Source organism: Streptococcus sp. 27098_8_76 (assembly GCF_041432315.1).
Lineage (GTDB): Bacteria > Bacillota > Bacilli > Lactobacillales > Streptococcaceae > Streptococcus.
The window spans coordinates 1-19,311 of sequence record NZ_JAPVZI010000006.1 but is presented as its reverse complement, the minus strand read 5'-3'; the positions used below and the strand labels follow the sequence as shown (position 1 = coordinate 19,311).

At 38.2% G+C, this 19,311-nt stretch carries 19 protein-coding genes, 1 tRNA gene and 1 pseudogene; 19 read left to right on the top strand and 2 right to left on the bottom strand.

The genetic code is table 11. The features are described 5' to 3' along the window. Positions 1–30: 30 nt before the first annotated feature. The 17 genes and pseudogenes from O3636_RS05290 (at position 31) to O3636_RS05210 (ending at position 16,241) form a co-directional block, all read left to right on the top strand. Positions 31–1,062, top strand: coding sequence for a hypothetical protein (locus tag O3636_RS05290; protein WP_261012902.1), 1,032 nt, complete (start codon positions 31–33; stop codon positions 1,060–1,062). Continuing rightward, positions 1,043–2,473 carry a hypothetical protein gene (locus O3636_RS05285; RefSeq protein WP_371642073.1) on the top strand — a complete coding sequence of 477 codons (1,431 nt, stop codon included), beginning with the start codon at positions 1,043–1,045 and terminating at the stop codon, positions 2,471–2,473. Before O3636_RS05290 ends, O3636_RS05285 begins: the two co-directional genes overlap by 20 nt. 29 nt (positions 2,474–2,502) lie before the next feature. Further along, a pseudogene (locus tag O3636_RS05280) lies at positions 2,503–2,643 on the top strand (DNA (cytosine-5-)-methyltransferase); the annotation flags it as partial. Positions 2,644–2,728: 85 nt separating this feature from the next. Continuing rightward, positions 2,729–3,523: a Fic family protein gene (locus O3636_RS05275; RefSeq protein WP_371642071.1), complete on the top strand. Its 795-nt coding sequence runs from the start codon at positions 2,729–2,731 to the stop codon at positions 3,521–3,523. Between the two features lie 240 nt (positions 3,524–3,763). Continuing rightward, positions 3,764–6,442, top strand: coding sequence for a DEAD/DEAH box helicase family protein (locus O3636_RS05270; protein WP_371642069.1), 2,679 nt, complete (start codon positions 3,764–3,766; stop codon positions 6,440–6,442). 25 nt (positions 6,443–6,467) lie between these two features. Beyond that, positions 6,468–6,641 carry a hypothetical protein gene (locus tag O3636_RS05265; RefSeq protein WP_000576262.1) on the top strand — a complete coding sequence of 58 codons (174 nt, stop codon included), beginning with the start codon at positions 6,468–6,470 and terminating at the stop codon, positions 6,639–6,641. A gap of 117 nt (positions 6,642–6,758) precedes the next feature. Beyond that, complete coding sequence (gene rpoE / locus O3636_RS05260) at positions 6,759–7,346, top strand: DNA-directed RNA polymerase subunit delta (RefSeq protein WP_000418401.1); 588 nt, start codon at positions 6,759–6,761, stop codon at positions 7,344–7,346. Between the two features lie 389 nt (positions 7,347–7,735). Further along, positions 7,736–9,343, top strand: coding sequence for a CTP synthase (locus O3636_RS05255; protein ID WP_261026152.1), 1,608 nt, complete (start codon positions 7,736–7,738; stop codon positions 9,341–9,343). 118 nt (positions 9,344–9,461) lie between these two features. Further along, a complete protein-coding gene (locus O3636_RS05250) occupies positions 9,462–10,538 on the top strand; it encodes an N-acetylmuramoyl-L-alanine amidase family protein (RefSeq protein WP_371642066.1) in 1,077 nt (358 codons plus the stop codon). 204 nt (positions 10,539–10,742) lie between these two features. Continuing rightward, on the top strand, positions 10,743–11,042 hold the full coding sequence (locus O3636_RS05245; RefSeq protein WP_261026149.1) for a DUF4651 domain-containing protein: 300 nt from the start codon (positions 10,743–10,745) through the stop codon (positions 11,040–11,042). After that, a complete protein-coding gene (locus tag O3636_RS05240; protein WP_000615777.1) occupies positions 11,039–11,356 on the top strand; it encodes a thioredoxin family protein in 318 nt (105 codons plus the stop codon). Before O3636_RS05245 ends, O3636_RS05240 begins: the two co-directional genes overlap by 4 nt. Before the next feature lie 14 nt (positions 11,357–11,370). Then, complete coding sequence (gene ytpR, locus O3636_RS05235; RefSeq protein ID WP_261026147.1) at positions 11,371–11,997, top strand: YtpR family tRNA-binding protein; 627 nt, start codon at positions 11,371–11,373, stop codon at positions 11,995–11,997. A 41-nt stretch (positions 11,998–12,038) separates the two neighbouring features. After that, a complete protein-coding gene (locus tag O3636_RS05230) occupies positions 12,039–12,800 on the top strand; it encodes an SDR family NAD(P)-dependent oxidoreductase (RefSeq protein WP_261026145.1) in 762 nt (253 codons plus the stop codon). 76 nt (positions 12,801–12,876) lie between these two features. Beyond that, positions 12,877–13,272, top strand: a complete 396-nt coding sequence (locus O3636_RS05225) for a single-stranded DNA-binding protein (RefSeq protein WP_261105940.1) — start codon at positions 12,877–12,879, stop codon at positions 13,270–13,272. 155 nt (positions 13,273–13,427) lie between these two features. Further along, on the top strand, positions 13,428–13,712 hold the full coding sequence (gene groES / locus O3636_RS05220; protein ID WP_371642063.1) for a co-chaperone GroES: 285 nt from the start codon (positions 13,428–13,430) through the stop codon (positions 13,710–13,712). Positions 13,713–13,727: 15 nt separating this feature from the next. Further along, positions 13,728–15,350 carry a chaperonin GroEL gene (gene groL / locus O3636_RS05215; RefSeq protein ID WP_000031581.1) on the top strand — a complete coding sequence of 541 codons (1,623 nt, stop codon included), beginning with the start codon at positions 13,728–13,730 and terminating at the stop codon, positions 15,348–15,350. A gap of 123 nt (positions 15,351–15,473) precedes the next feature. Next, the gene (locus tag O3636_RS05210; protein WP_000567567.1) at positions 15,474–16,241 is read left to right on the top strand and encodes an epoxyqueuosine reductase QueH; all 768 of its coding nucleotides are present in this window, start codon (positions 15,474–15,476) and stop codon (positions 16,239–16,241) included. Between the two features lie 70 nt (positions 16,242–16,311). Here the strand turns inward: O3636_RS05210 and O3636_RS05205 are convergent, their stop codons facing one another. Next, complete coding sequence (locus O3636_RS05205) at positions 16,312–16,845, bottom strand: DUF402 domain-containing protein (RefSeq protein WP_000775316.1); 534 nt, start codon at positions 16,843–16,845, stop codon at positions 16,312–16,314. Between the two features lie 88 nt (positions 16,846–16,933). Next, positions 16,934–17,710, bottom strand: coding sequence for a recombination regulator RecX (gene recX, locus O3636_RS05200; protein ID WP_371642061.1), 777 nt, complete (start codon positions 17,708–17,710; stop codon positions 16,934–16,936). 37 nt (positions 17,711–17,747) lie between these two features. Here recX and rlmD point away from each other — a divergent pair, with 37 nt between their 5' ends. Both rlmD and O3636_RS05190 read left to right on the top strand, forming a co-directional pair. Then, the gene (rlmD, locus tag O3636_RS05195) at positions 17,748–19,103 is read left to right on the top strand and encodes a 23S rRNA (uracil(1939)-C(5))-methyltransferase RlmD (RefSeq protein ID WP_001050318.1); all 1,356 of its coding nucleotides are present in this window, start codon (positions 17,748–17,750) and stop codon (positions 19,101–19,103) included. 61 nt (positions 19,104–19,164) lie between these two features. Beyond that, positions 19,165–19,236 (top strand) — tRNA-Glu (locus O3636_RS05190). Positions 19,237–19,311: the final 75 nt, after the last annotated feature.

Below are 19,311 nucleotides of genomic sequence, written 5' to 3'. Positions count from 1 at the left end.
TTATAGTAATTATAATTAGGAGTAAAATTAGTGGAATTAAAGGTAGCTACTATTTATACGATTGATAGAGAAAATAATACTACAACAAAGAATATACCAGATGATGGCATAAAATTTGATGAGTATCTTCATACAGTTCTTATTACAATAGCAAATAATAAAATTGTAAAGAATTATAAATCAAAAGCAGAAACAACACAAGTTATAAATTGTATAAAAAATATAATAGATAATCAAAGCGAACCAACTGTTTGTGAAGAATTTTTTGAATCAGTTTCTATGAGATTGTTGGAGAAAGAAATATCTGCACAGAGTAAAATAGAAAAAATGAAAAAATCTGTTCAAGTTGGGTCACTGATTCAAGCATTGTTTTATGATAGAGATAATCAAAGATATATGTTTTTACTTGCAAAAGTAGCTCATGTTGTTTTTGTAAATCAAGTAGGTTTATCAGATACACAAGGTTTTCCAAAAGATATTAAAGTTTATAAATCAGCAACTTTTTATATTGATGCAACTAGTAGCGAAGAGATTGGAGTTCAACTACATCAAGATACAATTACTAAGTATTGGTATGATGAATTTCTGGAGCTAATTGAATTGACTAATGATGAGGAAAATACAAAAAACGCTTTCAATGCTATTGATGGTTTTTTGAATAGAAAGATTAAGCAAGAATATCCAAAAGATCGAGCATTTTTAAGGAATTCTTTTATCCATTATTTCAGAACAAATGCTACTATGGATTATGATTCTATGATTGATGACATTTTTAATGATTATTCTTCTATTGATGAATCATTTCCAAGAGAACGATTTAAAAATGAATTACTTGAATTACCAGAAAAGAAAAAATTTGAGAGGAATTTTCAAGTAGTTGCCGATATTGTAAAGGCTAGAATCCGTACAAATTATGAAGTATACCCGGGCATAAGATTAACAGTTTCAGAAAATAGAGAAGTTATTGAAACTTATACAGAACAAGGGAAAAAGTATTTAAAAATACAAGTTACCGATGAAACGACTTATTTAGAATTTACGTATGGAAATGACAATATATGATATTCTATTAGAAAAATTTAAAACTGATGATGATCGACTTTACTTTGAAGCCAAACAATCATTTTCTCTGGAAGCACTACCTGGAATTTCATTCTTTAAGACTCTTATAAAGGCAGTACCAGAACGAGATAAAATAATAATTAATTTAACTAATGATGCCGGGAGAGAGTTACGAATTGATAATTTAACACTGAATGATGTTTATATAGATTTTATATCTTACTCTGATCAAATCGACGTAACTATCTCTATAAATAAAAACATTTTAAATAATACTCTATCAATCTTTAATTACAATAAGTTTATTGATAATCTAAGCAAGCTTGATAACGTTGTTTTTCTGAATTTTTTGAGTTCGATAATAACTAGCAAAGCAGAGTATATTTTTTTTGAAGTTTATGATAACGATATGCTTGGTAAAGCATATCGAACAGAAACTATATTTTTTAAATATTATAAAGATAAGTGTTTTGAATATTCGAAAACAAATAGATTAGAATTGTTTTCGAAAGTATTGTTTACTAATAATTTTTTTAATTTAAATGAGTTTCCCTTACTTCCAAACGATTTTCATATAGTCAGTAGTGAGTTCGATTCTAGAATAAAAGAACTATTTCAAAAATGGGAGATACTATTTTCATTTATTTATCTATCTTCTTTTTCATTTCTTCACAAAGAGAAATTAAATTTATCTAAAGATGCAACAAAGAACATAACAGATGTTATAAATATAAATCAATTTTCTTTTTTATACTCCAAGGAATTATATGATATTTTTAATTGGATTTACCATGATGATATTTATCTGGATAAACTTACAATAGCAAGGGAAGTAATAGAATCGTCAATATTTGATTTTAGTGATTTAAAATTAAGTGTAAGAGATATTTCAAGGGTTTATAATTTATATATAAAAAATAATGTGTCGGAATATCTAAGTGCTAAAAAGGATATAGGTGATTTTATAGTACATACACTGTATGAAATGGATCAGTATAGTAATGTTATAATTGGTAGTTTTAGCAATAACTTTGTTGCGTTAGTAGCATTTATTACGACTACTATGATAGCTAATATTGTATCTGATTCTCCTCTAGATAATATTTTTAGTAAAGATATTCTATGGTTGTTGCTGTTTGCGCTTTTTGGTTCTTTAATTTATTGTTATTTATCTAATAAAAAATTTAATAAAGATATGACAGATTTCAATAAAGTTTTTGAGAGATTAAAAAATAATTATAAAGATATTTTGATAGGGGAAGATATTGGTAGTTTATTTTCTGAATCTGAATTTAAACAGCAAGTTGAAAATATATCAGAGATTAGACTGAATATAAATATTATTTGGATTGTATCTTCTATTTTATTAATTTTTCTTACCATTGTTGCATTATATAATAAATCTATTTAATCTATTTCTAGAAACCAGATTACTACACAACAAATCCTCTAAGTTCGAACAGACCTGATAAGTACAACATTGCAACTTTCTTCTCAGATAATGTGGGAATTGAGTTGGGATTTGAACAGACCAACGAGTTCAGAGTGGTGTATGCCAATGACTTCGATAAGTCTGCGCGTTAGACTTACTAGCCCATTTATTCAGATATATCTTGATAATCATATTATTCAGTCACTGAAGAAAAAGAATTGAAAGGACCTTTCTATGCAACCAACTTACAACATTGACAATCCAAACTTGTCTTATGAAGCTAAGCGTGACTTATGGCAGATCGGTTTTGGCCTACAGAAGGTTGATAATCTAGTGCCATCAGCTTATATGGAATCTTTGGCTGAGAAACAATCTCGAGGTGAACTGACTTACGAGCAGGTTTATGAAGATGCAACGGCTTATCATCATACCATTGATGCAAGTACGGAGGAGGCAGACTTGGTTTCTCTACGTATTGTAGAACTACTGTCTCGAAGAGGCTTTAGCTTCAGCCCTGCGACCCTACTTGCTATTCATAAGGAGTTGTTTCAAGATATATTTGAAGCCTCTATTCCGGTGGGGCAATTTCGTCAAACCAATATCACAAAGAATGAACCTGTTTTGAATGGTGAAAGTGTTGTGTACTCTGATTTCTCTATGATTCAAATGACCTTGGATTATGATTTTAATCAGGAAAGACAAGTTGAATATGCGACACTAACCCAGGCGGATATGGTTAAACAAATCCAGCGTTTTATTTCAGGAATCTGGCAGATTCATCCATTTCGTGAAGGGAACACTCGGACGGTAACGGTCTTTTTGATTCAGTATCTTCGTGAGTTTGGTTTTGATATTGATAATACACCATTTCAGCAACATGCCAAGTATTTTCGTGATGCCTTGGTATTAGATAATGCAAAGATTTTACAGCGACGTCCTGAGTTTTTAACAGCTTTTTTTGAAAATCTCTTGCTCGGTGGTCAAAACGATCTGTCATCAGAAAAGATGTATCTAGAACTCGATCTTTAAAAATCCTAATACTGAGTAAACATTGAATTTTAGGAAAAAAATGAAGTAAATATTCCTACAAGAAAACGCATATCATCAAAGATTTAGGTCGCTTGATAATATGTGTTTTTTTAATTTTATAGATTGCTCGTTTAAACTCTATTTATCTCGTACTTTCAGTGCTATTTGGATTTTATCTTCGTGTACAACTTCAGCTATTCTTGTTATAATCAGCCTATAGGAATCAAGGAGGTGATTGTTATGGCTGTTTTTGTGTCTTTGGATGGAATTGTGGTAGAAGTACTTGATATCTTTTCTTCTTTTAATAGGGATAGTGAGTTTTTCTTGTGTAAACGTCTTAAAGACAAGAGTCAGTTTGTTATGGAACGCTCTCGGTTCGAGGAGATGTTCCAACTTAAAAGTAGTCACTTGACGACGCAAGAAAAATTACAATTGTTTACCTCCGTGTTTGCTGGCCGTTATGATGTTTATGCTAAGAGTTTCATCAATGATCAAGGGAAAATTCAGTATTTTCCATCCTATGATTATGGTTGGAAGCAGTTGCCACCTGAAAAACGGAGTTTCCAGACATTGACGGATTCCGTTTTGAAATCTCATTTTCGTGGGGAGACAGCTATCGGTATCTTTCCTATGCACTTAGATGATAGCTGTTATTTTTTGGTACTGGATTTGGATGAAAGAGATTGGAAAGAAGCCGGTTTAGCCATTCGAAGAATAGCCAGGGAACGCCAGATGGAAGCCCATCTAGAGATTTCTCGTTCGGGTCACGGACTCCATATTTGGTTCTTCTTTGAGGAAGCGATTCCGAGTCGAGAGGCTCGCTTGTTTGGAAAGAAACTGTTAGAACTGGCAATGCAGGAAAGTATGCAACTGTCCTTTGATTCTTTTGATCGCATGTTTCCAAATCAGGATGTTCTTCCTAAAGGTGGATTTGGTAATTTGATTGCCCTTCCTTTTCAAGGAGAAGCTTATCATCAAGGGCGAACGGTCTTTGTGGATGAACATTTTCAGCCTTATGAAGACCAATGGAGGTATCTACAAGAAATTCAGAGGGTTTCAACTGCTAAAGTGGCACTGTTAATCCAAGAGGAGTTAGGCAAGCAAGAATTGGATAAGGAGTTGAAGGTCGTCTTATCCAATATGATCCAACTTGAAAAATCGTCTGTGACACCCAAGACACTGTTTTTCTTGAAAAATATGGCTTCATTTTCTAATCCCGAATTTTATTTAAAGCAGGCTATGCGACAGCCAACCTATCAAATTCCTGAGCGAATGTATTTATTTGGAGAATCCGATCATTATTTATGGCTGCCAAGAGGCTTGCTGTATCCATTGCAAGATAAATTTAAGCAGGTATCTGTGGAAGATAGGAGAAAGGTACAAAGGTCTATTAGAGTGGAATTTAAGGGAGAACTCACTTTTGAGCAAGAGTTAGCCCTGTCAGATATGATTTCCAAAGAAAATGGTTTACTCCATGCGGAGACTGGTTTTGGGAAGACCGTTTTAGGTGCTGCCCTCATCTCTGAACGGAAGACCAAAACAATTATCCTAGTTCATAATAGGCAACTCTTAGACCAATGGCTGGATCGTTTAAACCATTTTTTGACTTTCGAAGAGGAAGAAGCTACCCGTTATACGCCATCAGGTCGTGAAAGGGCAATAGGCTATGTCGGGCAGTACGGTGGGACTAAGAAATGGCTGAGTGAACTGGTTGATGTCGTTATGATCCAATCTCTATTTAAGTTGGAAAATAGCCAAAGTCTTTTGGATAAGTATGAGATGATGATTGTGGATGAGTGTCATCACGTGTCTGCCTTGATGTTTGAAAAAGTTGTGGCACAGTTTAGAGGGAAGTATCTTTACGGTTTGACGGCTACGCCTGAACGTAAGAATGGTCATGAACCTATTGTTTTTCAGAGAATTGGTGAGATACTTCATACTGCTGGTAAGAGGGAGACATCTTTTAAACGGCAATTGCAATTAAGATTCACTTCTTTTGGTCATCTGGAAATTGAAAAGACTAAAGCAAGTAATTTTATACAGCTTAGTGATTGGATTGCTACTGACTCAGTGAGGAATCAGATGATTCTCAAGGATATTCTAGACCAAGTGGCAGAAGGGCGGAATATCTTGGTTCTAGTCAATCGAATTCAACAGATAGATGTCTTTGAAAAGTTATTGAAAGAGAAAGAGGTTGATGACTGTTATATTATTAACGGAAAAACTAAAGTCCGAGAGAGAACAAGTTTACTGGAGACGTTAGAACAGTTAGATAAAGGGTTTGTTTTGTTGTCTACTGGAAAATACATTGGCGAAGGTTTTGACTTGCCTCAGTTGGACACGCTTATCTTGGCAGCACCCTTTTCTTGGAAAAATAATTTGATTCAGTATGCAGGTCGGATTCATAGAAACTACAAAGATAAGTCTTTGGTGCGTATTTTCGATTATGTGGATATTCATGTTCCTTATTTAGAAAAGATGTTTCAGAAACGACAAGTAGCTTATCGAAAGATGGATTATCGTGTCATCGAGGGTGAGGAGAAACAATTCGTTTATGTTGATAGTAGATATGAGAAGGTGTTGAGAGAGGACTTAGCAGGGGAAAGACAGGGGGGTATGCTTATTTTACCTTATGTGCACCAGACAAAACTGATGAATTTTCTAAAAGAATTTAGGATTAGTCAAATTGAGATATGTATACCAGAGACGGTTGCAAATAAATCCGGGCTAGACCAGTTGAAGAGCAAGAAGATTAAAGTATCTTTTACTCAATCAAAAATAGTCACGCCTATTCTATTGGTGAACAAGACCATTGTTTGGTATGGTGCAATGCCATTATTAGGGAAGGTAGATGAAATGACTATACTACGTTTGGAATCAGCTAGTATAGCTTCTGAAATAGTGGCAGGTTTACGATAGAGAAAATTTTTAAAAATTTCTATGTATGATTTTCATTTTGCAGGAACGCGAAGTCTTGACGGGTCAACGACTCAATGAACTGGAAATCAACGGTATTCGTTTAACCAAGTTTAAAAATGGGGAAATAGGTATTGAATTTATCTGGATTGATACTGAAAATCCACCTCACGATGCCATCGGATGGGTAGCAAAGAAATAATTCTCCCCCTTAACCTTTGACTATTCTGCAAAATTATCGTAAAATAAAGAGTAAATGATAAAATGAGGTCAGAGTCTGTTCGCTCTGGCGATAGTAGTATAAATGAGGAGAAACGCTTTGGAATTAGAAGTATTTGCTGGGCAAGAAAAAAGTGAACTATCTATGATTGAGGTAGCGCGTGCTATCTTGGAACTTCGTGGTCGCGATCACGAGATGCATTTTAGCGATCTTGTAAACGAAATTCAAAACTACCTTGGAACATCAAACAGCGATATCCGCGAAGCTTTGCCTTTGTTCTACACAGAGTTGAACTTTGACGGTAGCTTCATCTCACTTGGAGACAACAAATGGGGACTTCGTTCATGGTATGGTGTAGACGAAATCGACGAAGAAATCATCGCTCTTGAAGAAAATGACGACGATGAAGTAGCACCAAAAGCTAAGAAAAAACGTGTCAATGCCTTCATGGATGGTGATTCAGATGCCATTGACTACAATGCAGATGATCCAGAAGATGAAGATGCATACGAAGCAGATCCAGCTCTTTCATACGATGATGAAAATCCAGATGATGAAAAAAATGAAGTGGAAGCTTATGATGCAGAAATCAACGAAATCGCTCCTGATGACTTGGGTGAAGACGTGGATCTCAACGAAGACGACGACGAGTTTTCAGATGATGATGCTGAAAATATCGAGGAATAAAAGTTAGCTATTGACAATTATCCTATTTTTAGGTATCATATTGTTCGGGCACCTCTTTTAGAGGTCGGGGCTCCCTAGTTCTTAGGGAGCTATTTTTGTTTTTTCAAGAAGTTATCTTCTTGTATTTTATACTCAATGAAAATCAAAGAGCAAGCTAGGAAACTAGCCGTAGGCTGCTCAAAACACTGTTTTGAGGTTGTAGATAAGACTGACAAAGTCAGGAACACATATCTACGGCAAGGCGACGTTGACGCGGTTTGAAGAGATTTTCGAAGAGTATTAGTTGTGAATCTGGTGCAGTCGTCCCAGATTATTCTTATTAGTAGGGTCTTGTTTTCTATATCCCCTCGTAGTTAACAAGACCTTGAGCATTTTAGAAAGAGGAATCTATGTCTACGAAATATATTTTTGTAACTGGTGGTGTGGTATCGTCTATTGGGAAAGGGATTGTGGCAGCGAGTCTGGGCCGTCTCTTGAAAAATCGTGGTCTGAAAGTAACCATTCAAAAGTTTGATCCTTATATCAATATCGATCCGGGAACTATGAGTCCTTACCAGCACGGGGAAGTTTTTGTGACAGATGACGGAGCTGAGACAGATTTGGACTTGGGTCACTATGAACGTTTCATCGATATCAATCTTAACAAATATTCCAACGTGACAACTGGTAAAATTTACAGTGAAGTTCTTCGTAAAGAACGCCGTGGAGAATACCTTGGGGCAACTGTTCAGGTTATTCCTCATATCACAGATGCTTTGAAAGAAAAAATCAAGCGCGCCGCTCTAACGACCGACTCTGATGTCATTATCACAGAGGTTGGTGGAACAGTAGGAGATATCGAGTCCTTGCCATTCCTAGAGGCCCTTCGTCAGATGAAGGCAGATGTGGGTGCGGACAATGTCATGTATATACATACAACCTTGCTTCCTTACCTCAAGGCTGCTGGTGAAATGAAAACCAAACCAACTCAACACTCTGTAAAAGAATTACGTGGATTGGGAATCCAGCCAAATATGTTGGTTATTCGTACAGAAGAGCCAGCTGGTCAAGGAATTAAAAACAAACTGGCCCAGTTCTGTGATGTGGCACCAGAAGCCGTTATCGAATCGTTGGATGTTGAACACCTTTACCAAATTCCATTGAACTTGCAGGCTCAAGGTATGGACCAAATTGTCTGTGACCATTTGAAATTAGACGCACCAGTAGCGGATATGACAGAATGGTCAGCCATGGTGGACAAGGTCATGAACCTCAAGAAACAAGTTAAAATTTCCCTTGTCGGTAAGTATGTGGAGTTGCAAGATGCCTACATTTCTGTGGTTGAAGCCTTGAAACACTCTGGTTATGCCAATGACGCAGAAGTTAAAATCAATTGGATCAATGCCAATGATGTGACAGCAGAGAATGTGGCGGAACTCTTGTCTGATGCGGACGGAATCATCGTACCAGGTGGTTTTGGTCAACGTGGTACGGAAGGGAAAATCCAAGCCATCCGCTATGCGCGTGAAAAGGATGTTCCAATGTTAGGTGTCTGCTTGGGAATGCAGTTGACTTGTATCGAGTTTGCTCGTCACGTTTTGGGTCTTGAAGGTGCCAATTCTGCAGAACTTGCACCAGAAACAAAATACCCTATCATTGATATCATGCGTGATCAGATTGATGTTGAGGATATGGGGGGAACCCTTCGCTTGGGACTTTATCCGTCTAAGTTGAAACGTGGCTCTAAGGCAGCAGCTGCTTATCATAATCAAGAAGTGGTGCAACGTCGTCACCGTCACCGTTATGAGTTTAACAATGCCTTCCGTGAGCAGTTTGAGGCAGCAGGCTTTGTCTTCTCAGGTGTTTCTCCAGACAATCGTTTGGTCGAAATCGTGGAAATCCCTGAAAATAAATTCTTTGTAGCTTGTCAGTATCACCCTGAACTGTCAAGCCGTCCAAATCGTCCAGAAGAACTCTACACTGCCTTTGTCACTGCAGCGGTTGAGAACAGCAATTAGCTGATTATAACCTTTGAGAACAATCTCAGAGGTTTTTTGCTTGCATATTTAGGATATGAGTTGCAAAATAAAAACATAGTGATATAATTAACATAAAAAATCCTAAGGAGGATTTACAATGAAAAAAATCACATTATTTGGTTTGTCTCTAGCTGGTCTAGCTTTACTGGCTTTTCCTCATTCAGGGCAGGCATTTGAGCTTAAAGAAGAATGGGTTGTTAAGTGTGGAGTACAGTATCAAGATGGCAAGATTCTTCGGTTTAACAATGGTCATGAAGTGGATATTAAAGTCTTGGATTTACCAAAAACCGAGAAAATCGAGTGGACGGTTAGTCTCGATGGTCAAAATCAGACAGTCAATTTTCTAGGTCAAGAAAAGGACAAGTCTATGATTGGTATAGAAGGGCGTTATCTGAATTTCTACGTACCTTATGGCTACAGAGGAGATATCAAGGTCGAGGCTAAGAGCGGAAACGAAGTAAAGACCTGGTCAGCGAAAGTTGTGGATGATATTCATAATGATAGTGGAAAGAGAGGTTACTATCGTATTGAAGAATCAAATAATCAATACACTTACCTCGATGCTAAATGGGATTATCAAACCAAGACTTACACTGCCACCCTACCAGAGACTGTCAATGGTCAAAAAGTCTTTGCTTGGGCAGACTATGACAATGGCGAGTTGAAACTTGAAAAACTAAAATCTATCAGTCACAAATATGATGATGGAGAATCTTTCAAAGAACTTTATCCGATTGTAAAAGCAGAAAGCTGGCTAACATCAAACCAAAACTGGTACTATCAAAAACAAGGTCAATTAGTGCAGAATGATTGGGTTAAGGACAAGGGAACTTGGTACTTTATGAATGATAAAGGAGTCATGTTCAATCAAACTTGGCTTTATCAAGGTAGCAACTGGTATGCCTTTAAATCATCAGGAGACATGATTGCGAGTGATTGGCTTTACGACCAAGGCAAGTGGTATTATTTATCAACTTCAGGAGCCATGAAAGCAAGCGCTTGGGTTTATGACAAGGGAGAATGGTATTATGTAAGTTCTTCTGGTGCCATGCTATCGAATGATTGGGTCAAAGATAATGGCAAGTGGTATTATTTAGCTTCGTCAGGTAAGATGCTTCGCAATACCTACACACCTGATGGTTACTACGTTGACAATTCAGGTGCCTGGCAATAAGAATAATACTCTTCGAAAATCTCTTCAAACCACGTCAGCTTCATCCACAACCTCAAAACGCTGTTTTGAGCAACCTGTGGCTAGTTTCCTAGTTTGCTCTTTGATTTTCATTGAGTATAAGAAGTCCTTTTCCTTAAAGGAAGAGGCTTTTTACTTGCTTTTCTGCTACTTCCTCATTTGTCCTAAAGCCTTTTTTGTGTTAAAATGAATGGTATGAAAGCTAAAAAAATGTTGATGGCAGGTCTGGCTCTGCTTGGTATTGGGAGCCTTGCCCTTGCTACGAAAAAAGTTTCAGATGACCATAAGCTCATGAAGACTCAGGAAGAGTTGACAGCGATTGTGCGAGACCATTTTTCAGATATGGGGGAAATTGCGACCCTCTATGTTCAAGTCTATGAAAGCAGTCTAGAGAGCTTGGTTGGTGGCGTCATTTTTGAGGATGGCCGTCATTATACCTTTGTCTATGAAAATGAAGACCTAGTCTATGAGGAGGAAGTTTTATGATACAACCAGCAAGTTTAGAAGAATTAGCATCCTTGGTAGAAAAAGATGGCAAGAAGGTCTTTCTTTTTGTAGCAGACTGGTGTGGTGATTGTCGTTACATCTATCCTGCCTTGCCAGAAATTGAGGAGACCAATCCAGAGTTCACCTTTATTCGGGTGGACCGGGACCAGTATATGGATCTAGCTAAACTCTGGGATGTTTACGGAATTCCTAGCCTTGTTGTTCTAGAAAAAGACAAGGAAATTGGTCGTTTTGTTAATCGCGACCGTAAAAGCAAACAACAAATTAATGACTTTTTAGCTGGACTGAAATAGGAGAAAAGGAAACAATGATTTTTACATATAACAAAGAACATGTCGGTGATGTCCTTATGGTCATCGTGAAAAACAGTGGAGATGCCAAACTGGATGTGGAGCGCAAAGGCAAAGTAGCCCGTGTTTTTCTCAAAGATAATGGGGAAACAGTGGCTTGGAATATTTTTGAAGTTTCAAGTTTATTTGAAATTGCAGAGCGCGGTCAAGTCTTTTTATCAGATGAGCAAGTAGCTCGTTTGAACCAAGAGTTGCAGGCGGAAGGCTTTAAAGAAGAAATTGTCAATGACAAGGAATCTAAGTTTGTTGTTGGTGAAATTGTCGAGATGGTAGCCCATCCAGATAGTGACCACCTTAACATCTGCCAAGTTGCAGTTGCAAGTGACAAGACAGTGCAAATCGTTGCAGGGGCTCCTAATGCGCGTGTTGGATTGAAAACCATTGTAGCTCTTCCAGGAGCTATGATGCCCAAAGGCAATCTTATTTTCCCAGGTGAACTTCGTGGTGAAAAGAGTTTTGGCATGATGTGTAGTCCTCGTGAATTGCATCTGCCAAATGCTCCGCAAAAACGTGGTATTATTGAATTATCAGAAGACCAAGTTGTCGGAACTCCATTTGATCCAGCGAAACACTGGACTGCCTAAGAAGTTGTTAATATCTGATAGACCAGATAGAAGGAAATAAGATGGCAAAAAATGTTGTGATTATAGGGGCGACATCAGGAATCGGTGAAGCGATTGCGCGTGCTTATCTGGAGCAGGGTGAGAATGTCGTTCTAACAGGACGAAGGATAGACAGATTAGAAACCCTTAAGTCGGAGTTTGCAGAGACCTATCCAAATCAAACAGTTTGGACTTTTTCACTAGATGTGACGGATATGGCCATGGTCAAGACTGTCTGCTCCGATATTCTAGAAACGATAGGCCAGATTGATATATTGGTCAATAACGCTGGATTAGCTCTTGGCTTGGCACCCTATCAGGACTATGAAGAGTTGGATATGCTGACCATGTTGGATACCAATGTCAAGGGTTTGATGGCAGTCACTCGCTGTTTCTTGCCAGCAATGGTAAAAGCCAATCAAGGACATATCATCAATATGGGGTCAACCGCAGGAATCTACGCCTATGCTGGTGCAGCAGTTTATTCAGCTACCAAGGCAGCAGTTAAGACCTTTTCAGATGGTCTGCGAATTGATACCATCGCAACGGATATCAAGGTGACGACCATTCAGCCTGGAATTGTCGAAACAGATTTTTCGACGGTACGTTTTCGCGGTGATAAAGAGCGGGCTGCGTCCGTTTACCAAGGAATCGAAGCCTTGCAAGCTCAGGATATTGCAGACACAGTAGTCTATGTGACCAGTCAACCTCGTCGTGTGCAGATTACAGATATGACCATTATGGCCAATCAACAGGCGACAGGATTTATGGTTCATAAAAAGTAAAAAATTTCCTCGAAAGTTACAAATTTCTGTAACTTTTTTTGATTTCCTACGAATAGATAAGTAGGAGGAAGAAAATATGTATAATAAAGTTATCATGATTGGGCGTTTAACGTCTACACCAGAATTGCACAAAACCAACAATGACAAGTCGGTAGCGCGAGCAACTATCGCTGTGAACCGTCGTTACAAAGACCAAAACGGGGAACGCGAAGCCGATTTTGTTAATATGGTCCTATGGGGCAGACTAGCAGAAAGCTTGGCAAGCTACGCAACTAAAGGTAGTCTCATTTCAGTGGATGGAGAATTACGTAACCGTCGCTTTGAGAAAAATGGTCAAATGAACTATGTGACCGAAGTTCTTGTGACAGGATTCCAACTTTTGGAAAGTCGCGCCCAACGTGCCATGCGTGAAAATAATGCAGGCCAAGATTTGGCGGATTTGGTCTTAGAAGAGGAAGAATTGCCATTTTAAGCATTAAAAAGTCTGAGTTGCTCTCAGGCTTTTTATCTTGAGAAAGTCAGACTTTTTTCTTGACTATTTCTGACCAAGTGATACAATAGAACTATGATTTAGCACTCAGATATAAAGAGTGCTAATACTATCTATCTCATTATGGAGGAAATCAGATGTTGAAACCATTAGGGGACCGTGTGGTCTTGAAAATCGAAGAAAAAGAACAAACTGTTGGAGGTTTTGTCCTCGCAGGTTCATCCCAAGAAAAAACAAAAACAGCCCAAGTTGTAGCTACTGGACAAGGTGTTCGTACCTTGAACGGTGACTTGGTTGCTCCAAGTGTTAAAGCTGGAGACCGTGTCTTGGTTGAAGCTCACGCAGGTCTTGATGTCAAAGATGGCGATGAAAAGTACACCATCGTAGGCGAAGCTAACATCTTGGCAATCATTGAAGAGTAGAAGGAGAAAGTAAGTATGTCAAAAGAAATTAAATTTTCATCAGATGCCCGTTCAGCTATGGTTCGTGGTGTCGATATCCTTGCGGATACTGTTAAAGTAACCTTGGGACCAAAAGGTCGTAACGTTGTGTTGGAAAAATCATTTGGCTCACCCTTGATTACCAATGACGGTGTGACCATTGCCAAAGAAATCGAATTGGAAGACCATTTTGAAAATATGGGTGCCAAATTGGTATCAGAAGTAGCTTCAAAAACCAATGATATCGCAGGTGACGGGACTACAACTGCAACTGTTTTGACCCAAGCTATCGTCCGCGAAGGAATCAAAAACGTCACAGCAGGTGCAAATCCAATCGGTATTCGTCGTGGGATTGAAACAGCAGTTGCCGCAGCAGTTGAAGCTTTGAAAAACAATGCCATCCCAGTTGCCAATAAAGAAGCTATTGCTCAGGTTGCTGCCGTGTCTTCTCGTTCTGAAAAAGTCGGCGAATACATCTCTGAAGCCATGGAAAAAGTTGGCAAAGACGGAGTCATCACTATCGAAGAGTCACGTGGTATGGAAACAGAGCTTGAAGTTGTAGAAGGTATGCAGTTCGACCGTGGTTACCTTTCACAGTACATGGTAACAGATAGCGAAAAAATGGTAGCTGATCTTGAAAATCCATACATTTTGATTACTGATAAGAAGATTTCCAATATCCAAGAAATCTTGCCACTCTTAGAAAGTATTCTCCAAAGCAATCGTCCACTCTTGATTATTGCGGATGATGTAGATGGTGAAGCTCTTCCAACTCTTGTCTTGAACAAGATTCGTGGAACCTTCAACGTGGTAGCAGTTAAGGCACCTGGTTTTGGTGACCGTCGTAAAGCTATGCTCGAAGATATCGCCATCTTGACAGGCGGAACAGTTATCACAGAAGACCTTGGTCTTGAGTTGAAAGATGCGACAATTGAAGCTCTTGGTCAAGCAGCTAGAGTGACTGTGGACAAAGATAGTACAGTTATCGTAGAAGGTGCTGGAAATCCTGAAGCGATTTCTCACCGTGTTGCAGTTATCAAGTCTCAAATCGAAACCACAACTTCTGAATTTGACCGTGAAAAATTGCAAGAACGCTTGGCCAAATTGTCAGGTGGTGTGGCGGTTATTAAGGTCGGAGCCGCAACTGAAACTGAGTTGAAAGAAATGAAACTCCGCATTGAAGATGCCCTCAACGCTACTCGTGCAGCTGTTGAAGAAGGAATCGTTGCAGGTGGTGGAACAGCCCTTGTCAATGTGATTCCAGCCGTGGCTGATTTGGAATTAACAGGAGACGAAGCAACAGGTCGCAATATTGTTCTTCGTGCATTGGAAGAACCTGTTCGTCAAATCGCCCACAATGCAGGATTTGAAGGTTCAATCGTTATCGATCGTTTGAAAAATGCTGAAGTTGGTACAGGCTTCAACGCAGCAACTGGTGAGTGGGTCAATATGATTGATCAAGGGATTATCGACCCAGTTAAAGTGAGTCGTTCAGCCCTACAAAATGCAGCATCTGTAGCAAGCTTGATTTTGACTACAGAAGCAGTCGTAGCCAATAAACCAGAACCAGTAGCCCCAGCTCCAGTAATGGATCCAAGCATGATGGGCGGCATGATGTAAGCTTTCTATAGAAAACACAAAAGGAGGGAATGCCTATTCCTCCTTTTTATGCTATTCATTTCTAAACTGATTTGAGCTCTCCTAACTTATATGATAAAATAAGACTAGAAAAAGGAGAAGAACATGATCGATGTAGAAGAAATTCTGAGCAAGATGAACCCCAATCAGAAGATTAATTATGACCGTGTCATGCAGAAGATGGTACAAGTATGGGAGAAAAATGAGCAACGGCCAACTATTCTCATGCACGTTTGCTGTGCCCCTTGCAGTACCTATACACTAGAATATTTGACTAAGTATGCAGACGTGACCATCTATTTTGCCAATTCTAATATCCACCCCAAGGCAGAATACCATAAGCGGGCTTACGTCACCAAGAAATTTGTCAGTGATTTCAATGAGAGGACAGGAAATACGGTCCAGTACCTAGAAGCTCCCTACGAACCAAATGAATACCGTAAGTTAGTCAGAGGACTGGAAGAAGAGCCAGAAGGTGGCGACCGTTGCAAGGTTTGCTTTGACTACCGACTGGATAAAACAGCTCAAGTGGCTATGGATTTAGGCTTTGACTACTTCGGTTCGGCTTTAACCATCAGTCCTCATAAGAATTCTCAAACCATTAACAGCATCGGAATCGATGTGCAAAAAATTTACACAACACACTATCTTCCAAGTGATTTCAAGAAAAATCAAGGTTACAAACGTTCAGTAGAGATGTGTGAAGAGTATGATATCTATCGTCAATGTTATTGTGGATGCGTCTATGCAGCCCAAGCTCAGAATATTGATCTGGTTCAAGTTAAGAAGGACGCCACAGCTTTCTTGCTGGATAAGGATGTTGAAAAAGACTATTCCCACATCAAATTTACTGTTACGAAATTAGATATATAGAAATCACCCCAGCTGAAAAGCTGGGGTTTTCAACTAAAAAAACCAGGGTTTTCACCCTAGTTTGACAACTTTACCGATTCTTTAGTTCTACATAGCGCTTGTACCAAATGTTTACATAGGCTTCTGAGAAAGGACCACGTCCATTGTTAATCCAATCAACAAGAATTTTGACATGTTCTTTTAAAATATAGTCCAAGTCATCAGAATAATTCATTTTGCGTTTGTGACGCTCATATTCTTCAACGTCCAAGAGACGTTTTTCTCCATCTGTAAAAATTTTAACATCCAAATCGTAATCAATATACTTCAGTGCTTCTTCATCCAGATAGTAGGGGCTAGCCATATTGCAATAGTAGGAAATTCCATTATCACGAATCATGGCAATGATATTAAACCAATATTTCTTGTGAAAGTAAACAATAGCCGGTTCTCGAGTAACCCAACGACGACCATCACTTTCGGTAACCAGTGTATGATCGTTGACACCAATAATGGCGTTTTCTGTTGTTTTTAGTACCATGGTGTCCCGCCAAGTTCGGTGGAGACTCCCATCATGCTTATAACTTTGAATTGTAATAAAGTCGCCTTCTTTTGGAAGCTTCATAACTAACCAACTTTCTACAATTTATAAGTTTATCGTTTACTATTGTACCATAAAATTACCTAAAATCTGTGAATTTTACATGAAAATATTAAAGATATTCTCTGAGAGCGCTCGCTATATCCGAAAAATCGTAGCCTTTTCGAGCTAAAACTTGAGTTAAACGCTGTTTAAGTTCGTATCCTTCATACTTTCGAACATACTTAGCATATTGCTTATCAAGTTCCTTGAAGATGAGTTCCTGAGTCGTTTCTTGATCAACTTGACTATCCAACTGGTCAAAGGCAGTTTTAGCATCAGAATAGGAAAACCCCTTGTTGGTCAGATTTTGGATTATCTTATCTTGCAAGGCACGAGCTGGAAGTTTTCCCTCATATTTTTTCAATAGTTTATTAGCTACACGTTGAGCAACTTCAAAAAAATCAAATTCTTTCAAGTTCTCTTCTATAGTAGATTTTGAAATCCCTTTTTGAGCTAGTTTCTGAGTCAGTACATAAGGACCCTTGTCTCCTGAAAGTTGATTGGCATTGATGATAGCATAAGCGTACTGGCTATCATTAATCCACTTATCTTCTTTAAGATTAGCAATGACTTGAGAAAGGATGTTTTCATCGATATCGTATTTTTTCAGATATTCTCTGATTTCTTTTTCAGTACGTGCTTTAAAGGATAAGTGGTAGAGGGCCAGATTCTTACCATAAGAAAATTGAGCAAAGTCCTGAATCTCTTTCAATTCTTCTTCACTTATCACCTTATCTCTTGATAACATAAAACGAACAATAGTATCTTCAGTAATGTAGCATTTATCGTCATTATCAAGCTCCATCAGATAGAGTCTTTTTTTCTTTTCAAGTTTTGTGATTTTCATAGTTCTATTATAACTCAAAATGTGATAAGATAGGGGTATGAATCTGAAAGTGAAACAAAAAATACCATTAAAAATCAAGCGCATGGGAATTAATGGTGAGGGAATCGGCTTTTACCAAAAAACGTTAGTTTTTGTACCTGGAGCACTAAAAGGAGAAGATATCTATTGTCAGATTACTTCTATTAGACGCAACTTTGTTGAAGCAAAATTACTAAAGGTCAACAAGAAGTCTAAATTCCGAGTTGTGCCAGCTTGTACTATTTACAATGAGTGCGGAGGCTGCCAAATCATGCACCTGCATTATGATAAACAACTGGAATTCAAGACGGACTTACTTTACCAAGCGCTGAAAAAATTTGCCCCTGCAGGATATGAAAACTATGAAATCCGTCCAACTATTGGAATGCAGGAACCAAAGTACTACCGTGCTAAGTTACAATTTCAGACTCGAAAATTTAAAAATCAGGTCAAGGCAGGTCTGTATGCACAAAACTCTCACTATTTAGTAGAGTTGAAAGACTGCCTGGTACAAGACAAGGAAACCCAAGTGATTGCTAATCGTCTAGCAGAATTACTTACTTATCACCAGATTCCAATCACCGATGAGAGAAAAGTTCTTGGTGTTAGGACTATTATGGTCCGACGAGCAAGAAAGACTGGACAGGTTCAGATTATTATTGTTACAAACTGCCAGCTTAATTTCACAAAACTGGTAAAAGATTTAGTTAAAGATTTTCCAGAAGTTGTGACAGTAGCTGTAAATACAAATACAGCTAAAACAAGTGAAATATATGGTGAAAAGACAGAGATTATCTGGGGACAAGAGAGTATTCAAGAAGGTGTACTCGATTATGAATTTTCACTATCTCCTCGAGCTTTCTATCAACTAAATCCTGAACAAACAGAGGTTCTTTATAACGAGGCGGTAAAAGCCTTGGATGTAAATAAAGAAGACCATTTGATTGATGCTTATTGTGGAGTTGGAACGATTGGATTTGCCTTTGCAAAGAAAGTAAAAACACTCAGAGGTATGGATATTATTCCAGAAGCTATTGAAGATGCTAAGCGAAATGCTAAAAGAATGGGATTTGACAATACGCATTATGAAGCTGGAACAGCAGAAGAGATTATTCCTCGTTGGTACAAGGAAGGCTACCGAGCAGATGCTCTGATTGTGGACCCACCACGTACAGGTCTGGATGATAAGTTATTAGATACTATTCTTACTTATGTACCAGAAAAAATGGTTTATATTTCTTGCAATGTTTCGACCTTGGCTCGTGATTTGGGACGCTTAGTAGAAGTCTATGATCTTCATTATATCCAGTCGGTCGATATGTTCCCACATACAGCTCGAACTGAAGCTGTTGTAAAATTAATAAAAAAAGTTTAAAAAAGGTGTTGACAAAAAATAAAAAGTCGGTATAATAGTAAGAGTTGAAAATAACAACTCTGGTCCGTTGGTCAAGGGGTTAAGACACCGCCTTTTCACGGCGGTAACACGGGTTCGAATCCCGTACGGACTATGGTATGTTACGGTGTGAAACACTTGATGAAAAATTTTAAAAAAAGTTTCAAAAAAGTGTTGACAAGCGAAAGCG

Coding starts and splice junctions, on each gene's coding strand:
- O3636_RS05275 (WP_371642071.1), top strand. CDS start 2,729: ATGCAACCAACTTACAACATTGACAATCCAAACTTGTCTTATGAAGCT.
- recX (WP_371642061.1), bottom strand. CDS start 17,710: ATGAAAATCACAAAACTTGAAAAGAAAAAAAGACTCTATCTGATGGAG.
- O3636_RS05230 (WP_261026145.1), top strand. CDS start 12,039: ATGGCAAAAAATGTTGTGATTATAGGGGCGACATCAGGAATCGGTGAA.
- O3636_RS05205 (WP_000775316.1), bottom strand. CDS start 16,845: ATGAAGCTTCCAAAAGAAGGCGACTTTATTACAATTCAAAGTTATAAG.
- O3636_RS05210 (WP_000567567.1), top strand. CDS start 15,474: ATGATCGATGTAGAAGAAATTCTGAGCAAGATGAACCCCAATCAGAAG.
- O3636_RS05285 (WP_371642073.1), top strand. CDS start 1,043: ATGGAAATGACAATATATGATATTCTATTAGAAAAATTTAAAACTGAT.
- O3636_RS05240 (WP_000615777.1), top strand. CDS start 11,039: ATGATACAACCAGCAAGTTTAGAAGAATTAGCATCCTTGGTAGAAAAA.
- groL (WP_000031581.1), top strand. CDS start 13,728: ATGTCAAAAGAAATTAAATTTTCATCAGATGCCCGTTCAGCTATGGTT.
- O3636_RS05270 (WP_371642069.1), top strand. CDS start 3,764: ATGGCTGTTTTTGTGTCTTTGGATGGAATTGTGGTAGAAGTACTTGAT.
- O3636_RS05265 (WP_000576262.1), top strand. CDS start 6,468: ATGATTTTCATTTTGCAGGAACGCGAAGTCTTGACGGGTCAACGACTC.
- O3636_RS05250 (WP_371642066.1), top strand. CDS start 9,462: ATGAAAAAAATCACATTATTTGGTTTGTCTCTAGCTGGTCTAGCTTTA.
- ytpR (WP_261026147.1), top strand. CDS start 11,371: ATGATTTTTACATATAACAAAGAACATGTCGGTGATGTCCTTATGGTC.
- groES (WP_371642063.1), top strand. CDS start 13,428: ATGTTGAAACCATTAGGGGACCGTGTGGTCTTGAAAATCGAAGAAAAA.
- rlmD (WP_001050318.1), top strand. CDS start 17,748: ATGAATCTGAAAGTGAAACAAAAAATACCATTAAAAATCAAGCGCATG.
- O3636_RS05255 (WP_261026152.1), top strand. CDS start 7,736: ATGTCTACGAAATATATTTTTGTAACTGGTGGTGTGGTATCGTCTATT.
- O3636_RS05245 (WP_261026149.1), top strand. CDS start 10,743: ATGAATGGTATGAAAGCTAAAAAAATGTTGATGGCAGGTCTGGCTCTG.
- O3636_RS05225 (WP_261105940.1), top strand. CDS start 12,877: ATGTATAATAAAGTTATCATGATTGGGCGTTTAACGTCTACACCAGAA.